General features: G+C 52.6%; 11 protein-coding genes. 4 read left to right on the top strand and 7 right to left on the bottom strand.

Annotation, left to right across the window (positions count from 1 at the left end; all coding sequences use genetic code 11):
* From EKM04_RS22895 to EKM04_RS06215, 3 genes are all read left to right on the top strand, one after another.
* Positions 1-195, top strand: a 195-nt coding sequence (locus EKM04_RS22895) for a hypothetical protein (RefSeq protein WP_286089334.1), incomplete at its 5' end; no start/stop codon positions are given.
* Between the two features lie 485 nt (positions 196-680).
* Positions 681-854: a hypothetical protein gene (locus tag EKM04_RS06220; protein ID WP_183897727.1), complete on the top strand. Its 174-nt coding sequence runs from the start codon at positions 681-683 to the stop codon at positions 852-854.
* A gap of 123 nt (positions 855-977) precedes the next feature.
* A complete protein-coding gene (locus tag EKM04_RS06215) occupies positions 978-1253 on the top strand; it encodes a hypothetical protein (protein WP_183897728.1) in 276 nt (91 codons plus the stop codon).
* A gap of 1 nt (position 1254) precedes the next feature.
* Here EKM04_RS06215 and EKM04_RS06210 read toward each other — a convergent pair whose 3' ends face one another.
* Genes EKM04_RS06210 through EKM04_RS06200 form a run of 3 tightly spaced genes read right to left on the bottom strand, consistent with a single transcriptional unit; the run spans position 1255 to position 3108 of the window.
* Complete coding sequence (locus EKM04_RS06210; protein WP_183897729.1) at positions 1255-1731, bottom strand: toll/interleukin-1 receptor domain-containing protein; 477 nt, start codon at positions 1729-1731, stop codon at positions 1255-1257.
* Between the two features lies 1 nt (position 1732).
* The gene (locus EKM04_RS06205) at positions 1733-2725 is read right to left on the bottom strand and encodes a caspase family protein (RefSeq protein ID WP_183897730.1); all 993 of its coding nucleotides are present in this window, start codon (positions 2723-2725) and stop codon (positions 1733-1735) included.
* Positions 2725-3108: a TIR domain-containing protein gene (locus EKM04_RS06200; protein WP_234911050.1), complete on the bottom strand. Its 384-nt coding sequence runs from the start codon at positions 3106-3108 to the stop codon at positions 2725-2727. The genes EKM04_RS06205 and EKM04_RS06200 overlap by 1 nt, the downstream gene beginning before the upstream one ends.
* Before the next feature lie 366 nt (positions 3109-3474).
* Between EKM04_RS06200 and EKM04_RS06195 the strand changes: the two genes are divergently transcribed.
* A complete protein-coding gene (locus EKM04_RS06195; RefSeq protein WP_183897732.1) occupies positions 3475-3636 on the top strand; it encodes a hypothetical protein in 162 nt (53 codons plus the stop codon).
* A gap of 605 nt (positions 3637-4241) precedes the next feature.
* Here EKM04_RS06195 and EKM04_RS06190 read toward each other — a convergent pair.
* The 4 genes from EKM04_RS06190 to EKM04_RS06175 all read right to left on the bottom strand — a co-directional run bounded on the left by EKM04_RS06190 (position 4242) and on the right by EKM04_RS06175 (position 7266).
* Complete coding sequence (locus EKM04_RS06190) at positions 4242-4886, bottom strand: thermonuclease family protein (protein ID WP_183897733.1); 645 nt, start codon at positions 4884-4886, stop codon at positions 4242-4244.
* A 51-nt stretch (positions 4887-4937) separates the two neighbouring features.
* Positions 4938-5276: a single-stranded DNA-binding protein gene (locus EKM04_RS06185; RefSeq protein ID WP_183897734.1), complete on the bottom strand. Its 339-nt coding sequence runs from the start codon at positions 5274-5276 to the stop codon at positions 4938-4940.
* Positions 5277-5482: 206 nt separating this feature from the next.
* Positions 5483-6850, bottom strand: coding sequence for a plasmid replication protein RepC (repC, locus tag EKM04_RS06180; protein ID WP_183897735.1), 1368 nt, complete (start codon positions 6848-6850; stop codon positions 5483-5485).
* A gap of 191 nt (positions 6851-7041) precedes the next feature.
* Positions 7042-7266: a ribbon-helix-helix protein, CopG family gene (locus EKM04_RS06175; RefSeq protein WP_183897736.1), complete on the bottom strand. Its 225-nt coding sequence runs from the start codon at positions 7264-7266 to the stop codon at positions 7042-7044.
* Between the last annotated feature and the right edge of the window lie 226 nt (positions 7267-7492).

The raw sequence follows: 7492 nt of genomic DNA, 5'->3' as shown, positions 1-7492 counted from the left end.
CACATTCAGACAACTCGTATGCCCGACATACCCTACTCAGCATCAGCCGCGCCAGATGGGGTCTCCTTGCCGCTTACCATCAAGGGCGAAATCGGCGGCAAGATCGTAAGGCGTAAAGAATGCACCGGCTGCGCCGTTGTTGAAATCGGCTCCTTCGTGCCAGTTCTCAAACACGAATGCGCGTTCGTCATCTGAAAGACGGTCTTTGGTCAATATCGCCTCTGCCTCTGCGTGGGCCTTGCACTGCTGTTTTGCGAGTTTCGCAATTGCTCAAATCTCCTTTAATCCGCGAAGCGGTCCTGTCCCGAAGGGCAGGAGCCCCGCTCCTGCTCCTGAGACATCGGCGGCGAGATCGGGGGAGAGGGGGGCAAGCATAAAAAGGTCAGGGGGGACCACCCACACCGAAGGTGCGCCGGCACAGCCGGCGTCCTGCAACGAAAAGACCTAGCCGGCTCGTCCGGCCAGGTCGTATGAGTGAAGGATGGGGGATGGGCTTTTTATGCTTGTTGGGGAGAGGGGCAGCGCCCTCTTTTCCCATAACAACAGCAATGACCGCCTTGCGGCGGACTGGTTTATACAAATATAAAATGATATAAGCGTAAATTAAACGCCGATTTGATTATTTATTTCGGCCATTTCAGTCAACCAATACCAGATTAAAGCGAAGTATGGAGAAAACGATGAATGAAACGATGAAGGAAAAGGCAGAACGTTTGAGGAAATATGCTCAAGAGAAAAAGCCAGAAATTGAAGCTCGCGCCAAAGCCTTGCATGACAGGATAACTAGTCTTAAGCAGCGCGAGCATTTTAGACAGGTAGAAGCGCGGCTAACGGAAAAATTGTCGACGAGGTAGATATCAACTCCGACGACCGACCCGTAGTATATCCGACCAATGAGTCGACGAATTTGTGAAGTTGCGTTATCCTCTGCCTAAATGAATGGACTGGGCAATATCGGGGTAATGGATCGATAACTTATGAAACAAGACATAGACTCGATCTTAGACACCCTTCTCGACCAGTTAGCCAGCATAGAGCACGAGCGCTGGGCACATTGGCAAAAATACATGCACAGTAAGGCGCTCCGTCAACCTGATGGATCTTTGATTATTCCCGCTTACCTCGTCACCAAGTGGGAGCGTCAGATCGCTCTGCCATTCGCTCAGCTTTCAGAAGCCGAAAAAGATAGCGATCGTGAGCAGGTGCAAAAATACCTGCCCCTTCTCAAAAGCTCTCTGAGCAAAACCTTTTGAGTTACTGGCCGAGACGGCTTCTTATCGTGGTGTAGAAGTCCCCCGTGGTTTCAGCTTTCGCTAGTTCTTCGCTTTTGTAAGCGCGTCTGCGCACAAAGCTTGTTTCCGTCGTTTTGCTAACGGTTGCATACACATCAAGATCGGCCTGGCTACGCAGATACGGCCATTTTTTTAGATATTCTGGCAGAGTGGTATTGTCGCCCGCATATGTAGCGATGGGCTGATGCTTCTCCGTTGCGATACCGATCTCCCAAGGAACCCACCATGATGTTTTCGTGTTTGCGGAGACGACGGCAAGGAGTTGCGTACATTTGCCGAGCTGCAAACGGATGTATTCGCCAAGGTTCTCACCGGCCTTGGACCCTTCGGGGTCAATAAGATCAAGATAGCTGTCAATGCCATGTTGGGTCTTCAAGCGTGCTGCAACTGCAGCCGCGAGAACTGAGTCTGCTCTTTGGTGCGAAACAAAAATCTTCATTCTATATCCGTTTCATTTCAGCGAGCTTACGGTAATGAGCACCCAATGCTGTGAGTTTGCAACCAGTACCATACACAGCCGCGTGCCACATGTGAGCTTGGTCTACCGGGACCACCAGCCCATGGCGATTGCACTGCTGGAGCTCACGATAGATGCGGACGTTCTCATCGACGACCGGGATCTCCGTGAGATTTGCGGCCTCCTCTCCCCGATCTGGCTCAAAGGAAGGATCAAGCTTGAAGACATCCGTCGCGTCACCAAAATATTCTGGCAATCGTCGCAACACGTCGCGAGGAATTTTCGGTGCCACTTCTCGCAGAACGACAAAGCGCTGCACGTTAGCCTTATAGATTGGGCGCTGATCCCATGGGCCAAGAGTCTGATCGACATGAGCGTAAATAGATGCGGGGGTTATGCGACCGCAAATATCGCTAGCGGAGCCCCGGAGACCATCCACCAACATATCAGTGAAAATGCCGTGGCCACTGACTTCTCCAGCCGTGCCTTGCCGGTGGCAAGCTGTAAGGATCGTGACGCCATTGCCGATAACAGAAACCTGGCCATCACTTCCTAGCCCAGCGACCTCGCCCGCATACCCCGAATGGCAGCTATCTAGTATGATTACGGAGGACTTGATCCGGGGATGAGCCTTATTGGCCAAGGCAAGTATGTCTTGAAGTGAACATCCCCATCCGCCCTTTTTTCCATCTTGGCTTACGATGTAGCCGGCATTGGTTTCTAGGTTAATGAGTCCGTGACCTGCGAAGAAAAAAAGCGCTGTGTCAGCATCTCCGGAAAAGAGCTCAGCCAAAGCGTCCTGCAGGAGTGCCGCCGTCACCTTTGTTTCGTTACTGGTGATCAACCTTACGTCAAAGTTCGGAGAACCATCTCCATTGGCTTCCAGCATTGAAGCAATTGTAATCGCATCATTCACGCAGCCGGACAGTGGTGAGTTATCATAGTCATCAATACCTACGACAAGCGCTTTACGCATTATCGAGCGCCCCCAATCAACGATTTAAGATTTGGCCATGTCCACTTGTAGATTTTGTCCGTACTAAGCGCCGCGACTGGTTTCACGCACGTTTTGCCACTCCTGCCCCAGAGCAAGAAGTAAGGAATTTTTTCTTCTTGAGCGATCATCACTTCGACACTGACGCCGGTCGCGATATTAGTGTTTGTACCACACATTACGATGACCTGATCGACGCTCCGGATTCGTGTCCGGACCTTTTCTTTCCAATCACCGGTCATATGCGCTTTAACTGACCAGTCGGCGAGCGAAAATGGCGAGTCTGGATTTCGAGATTGGCCAACAAGAAGGTTTCGGAGATCTTCGTCATTGTCGAAATCAAAAGAAGTAAATACCCGTTTCATACACATTTCTCCCTTCCCCTAGCAGTAGGGGCAGAGAAAAGCGCGAGTCAACCCCTGATAGGCGTTCTTTAACATTTTATAAACTATTTCAACTGTCGTTTGGCTATGCCCTGTTGCCGCGTCTCGACCCTCAACAGTCATACGAGTGACAGGAGCGTGACTTAATGCGCTTTTTTGAAACGTTACGTCCGATGTCAACGAATTATGGCTAGAGATACCACGCGGCGCCTCGGACGCCCGGTATCTTTCTCGAAGCCCTTAACAATTGATGATCCGTAAGCAGGCGATTGTTTTTAAAACGTGAGCTCACGAAATTTGTGATTTCAAGCAAAATCCCTTATGCTTCGCTCTACAACGGAGGTCTAGATGGAACCTTTTCTAGCAGCTTTCTTTGGCGGCGCGACCGCCCTGTTGTTTGTTTCGGCCGCACAAATCCTGGATGCTTCCACCCTAGTCACACTTCTCTCAGCTGGCGTTGGTGGCGGCTTAGGAACGTATGCCGGACAGAAGGTGTTGAGCGTGAGCTAACATCTTGCGGTCCCAAGGGACGACGCTGGACCTTGGAAATTTGTTGAGGGAAACGGTATGATCGTACTCGAACTACTCCTTGGAGCCATTCTGGGAGCCGTGTTTGTGTCTGGCACGATCTATTTCGCGATGAGACTGAAGACGCCTTCGCTGCCTCAGCCCCAAGAAGGATCGCGATCTCAAACCGTCTATGGTCCAAGAACTGGCATATAAGGGTTTGCAGGTCCGTATCTAACCCCGCCTTCTTCAAAGAAGCCCTTGTAGCCAAGCACCCATGAGCGATGAAACTCTGAACCTGCGAGGATCTTGCGCAGGTATCGCGGCATGACCTTCCCATCGTACCCGCAGAGATAAATCCGGAGATAAATTGCGTTGATTGTACGGTTCCGTTTGTTGCTTCCGGGGGCGTCACCAGAAGGGCCGAGACGCCTGAACGGTGGTCGTTAGCTTACCGGCTTCGGAATCGGCTTTTTGAGACGAAGCCGACGCCTTGGGTCAGCTCGATCACCGGGATTGGGCGGCTCGGTCGCGGGTTTCCCGCGGTAGCACGCGGTCGCTCGCCGATGGCGAGCGATGCCCACCCCTCTAAATTAGTGGGTTTTAGGCTATTCAATCATCCTCACCTGGCTTTTGCGATCCTCATACACGCTCTGGCGCCACTCATCCGGTCTTGTGAATGAACTCGACCAAAGACCTACTCTGCTTTGTCGGGCTTGGTTTTCCAGCGATTGATATGTGTCGTAGGGCAACTTGTAATGCCCTCTCTGATCGACCAATGCGTGACCTGCAACGATGGCTTCAGCGGCGATATCTGCACCATTGACCCCGCACCTTGCGATCACCGTTGCATCGTATCGACGATCGAGCGTCTGGCACTGAATCTCGCGACCCAAGGTTTGTGAAACTATCCACGCTGTTGCCATCGGCTCGCACGGCCACGGCGTCCCGTTGAAATACGCGAGCTGGCCTTTGTCGCAAACTTCGATCCCCGCGATTTCAACTTTCACATCGGGGTTGAGAAACTGAAGCGTTCGCGCATCGATCACGCGGACCTGGCCCTGCAGGATGCCTTGCTGTTGCGCTTCGACTTTTTGAGCCGGCTGCTGCGTATTAGCTGCCAAGGTCGTCTGCTCGATCATGTTTTTGTACGTGTCGATTTGACCGCCAATACGCTTATCCTCTCCCATTTGGGACAGGACGTACACGCCGATCGCGGCGATACCCATCAAACTGAAAGTTTTATAGTCCATTGCCTCGCAACACGGTTGGTCGCGCCGCCCTTTCGAGCGGCGCAATGAAGCTTAGTTATCTTCGGGCTGCTTCTTGGCGAGCTGGCCGAAATCGAGAACGATGAGATCCGTCGAGTAGCGCTCTTCGCCGGTGGCACTATCCGTGAATTTCGATTGGCGAAGCTTGCCGCGTGCAATAACGAGGTCGCCGGGGCCAACGTGGTTCGCGATGAAATCGCGGGTGCGCTTGTTGAAGACTACCACTTCGTTCCAGTGCGGATCATCGATCCATTCGCCGCCTTCGCGCTCTTGGCGGCGATAGTTGGCGCAAATCGAAACCCGCGTGGCACTTTCGAATGGGCTGATACGACCGACGCGACCGAGGATATCGAATTCAGCATGGTTCTTCATGGTACACTCCCTAAAGCTGTTGACAGGGCTTTAAGGCATCTTGAAGTGGCGGCGTCAATCTCAATTGCGGAGGGTCCGCGAAACGGAAACCGTCATTGTGATTGACGCTATTAGCCACGCCAGATGCAAATTGCCCGGTCATTACAACAGCTTTTCAGGGGCGTTACCAGATAAACTATGTATTTTGAAACACCACATAACGCATGTCACAGCAATCTCGGCATTGTCTCCGGACGCCAGGGCGTCGCTGCTCTCGCCACCAAGCCGCGGGAGACATGAGCGCTCGAATAACGCTGGTTTTCATGGTCGGCAATAAGACCGTGCAGCGTTTTTTCAAGATGAAGATCGCCGCCGGCAACCTTCGCCGTCATGCCGCGCAAATATCCTCCCGGCTCGCGCACAAGGCCAGCGGCAGACTTTTGAACGATAATCGCAATCGCAATCGCCGCCGCGGCCGCTCCCATAGCCGCCCGGGCCTCATGCCACGCCTGCGGTGAAATCCCGAGGGTTCCGCGAATTTGCGCCGCCACCTCGATCAGATCCCTCCAGTTTGTGATCTGCCCGTAATCGAGCATTTCGGGGCAAGCATTTAGTACCGTTTGAACGAAAATCTTCTGCTTCGGAGTTTGCAGATCGGACTCGACAGCGCCGCTCTCGCCTTCGTAATTCTCATAAGCCGTTTTTTCGACGGCATAGCCGTCGTCAGTATGTAAATCAGTTGATCGCGCTTCAGCGCGATTCCGCTCATCGTTACAAGATACAGAGTTGGGATGGGTTGTAGTTTCTAATAGGCATCCGAAATCTGTTGCGCTGGCATCATTATATTTGTTCTGAGCATTGGAAAGCATGGCGATCTGGATATGTCGCAGCAATGTGGAATAGGCGCGTCTGGCTCGCTTGAGAAGTTCCAACGGTGCTTTGTTCGAGCGCCCGACTACCCGGCTAATCCATTCGTACCTCGCCTTGAACTGCGACCATCGCCCGCTGAGCTGTTGCGAGGCGGCGGACTGGCAGTGTGCGGGGATTTGGCGGCGTAGTTTGTGAACTGCGGTACGGCATTCCACCCATTGCGCGTGTTCCGCCTCGTGAAGCTCAGCCATCGCTCGCAGTTCCTCGTAGCGAGCTACGAGAATTGTGAGGTCGATCCCATAAGCGAACTTGACTGATCCATCGGCCGCGCGGCTTCCAGATCTTCGGCAATTTGCGCTGTCCTGATAAGTGATCAGGCCGTGTTGTGCGAGCGATGCAAGAGCGGAACGGACGGTGTTGTTGCTGATCGCGAGACCGGCCGAACGCGCCAGCGCGGCGTTTTGCTGCCAGACGATGGGCCGCGCACCCGTTTTCCAGTCGTCCTCGAAGGTTCGGAAGACGAGAGTTTGTAGAATAAGCTGCGCGGTGCCATTAATTTTCATGCAGTGAAGGGCGCGTTTCGTGACTGCCCAAATCTCGGAACGCGAATACGCGCCAAGATTTGCGGCCTGCGCCATACGGTCATAGCTCACGCGCACTGCATCGACCTTCCGCCAGCCGGAAGGGTTCGGGCTTTGTCCCAAAGCCCGTTCAGTAAATGTCATTGTCCTCTCCCTCCTTCGGAGAAGGGCAAATGACAGGCAAGCCAACGGCGTTTTCTCGCAAGAGGCTCTTGCGAAAATTGCTTGGATCAGCTAGGTTTGGAGGTGAAGTGGTCGACTATTAAGGTCTTCCAAACCCGAGCTTCGGCTCTCCTATCAAAAACGCCTGCCGCGCCAACGGCGGGCGTTTTTCTTTATGCCCCTTGGTGCTTCGATAGATACTCCTTCAAAGCTTCCTCGATGATAACGGAACGTCCAACGACGCGCCGCTTCTGTTTAAGCTCGTCGCATTTTTCAACGAATTCAGCTGGTAGATCGAGATGGACGAACACCCGTCCGGACTGGATGCGCTTGGCGCGTGATTTCGCTACGAAATCACGATCAATCTTCCGCTGCACTTCTTTGTCCATAACCGTCATGGCTTTCCCGACTTTCTAGTTACCACCTACACAGGCCTATTGCGATTCTACGATTCGCACAAGTCTTAAATGGGTATTTAGAATTACTACATTACGACCATTAAATAGACATTTTAATTTCCTCTTTGTCACACCCTGAGATAGAAGTTTGCGAAAGACGGATCGGCGTCGTTAATAATTGATCGCTAATATTGGTATGAATTTTCGTTATGGCTCAAGATGCTAA

The sequence above is a fragment of the Rhizobium skierniewicense Ch11 genome, assembly GCF_023757665.1.
GTDB classification, from domain to species: domain Bacteria; phylum Pseudomonadota; class Alphaproteobacteria; order Rhizobiales; family Rhizobiaceae; genus Agrobacterium; species Agrobacterium skierniewicense.
This window is presented reverse-complemented; position numbering and strand designations above follow the sequence as displayed.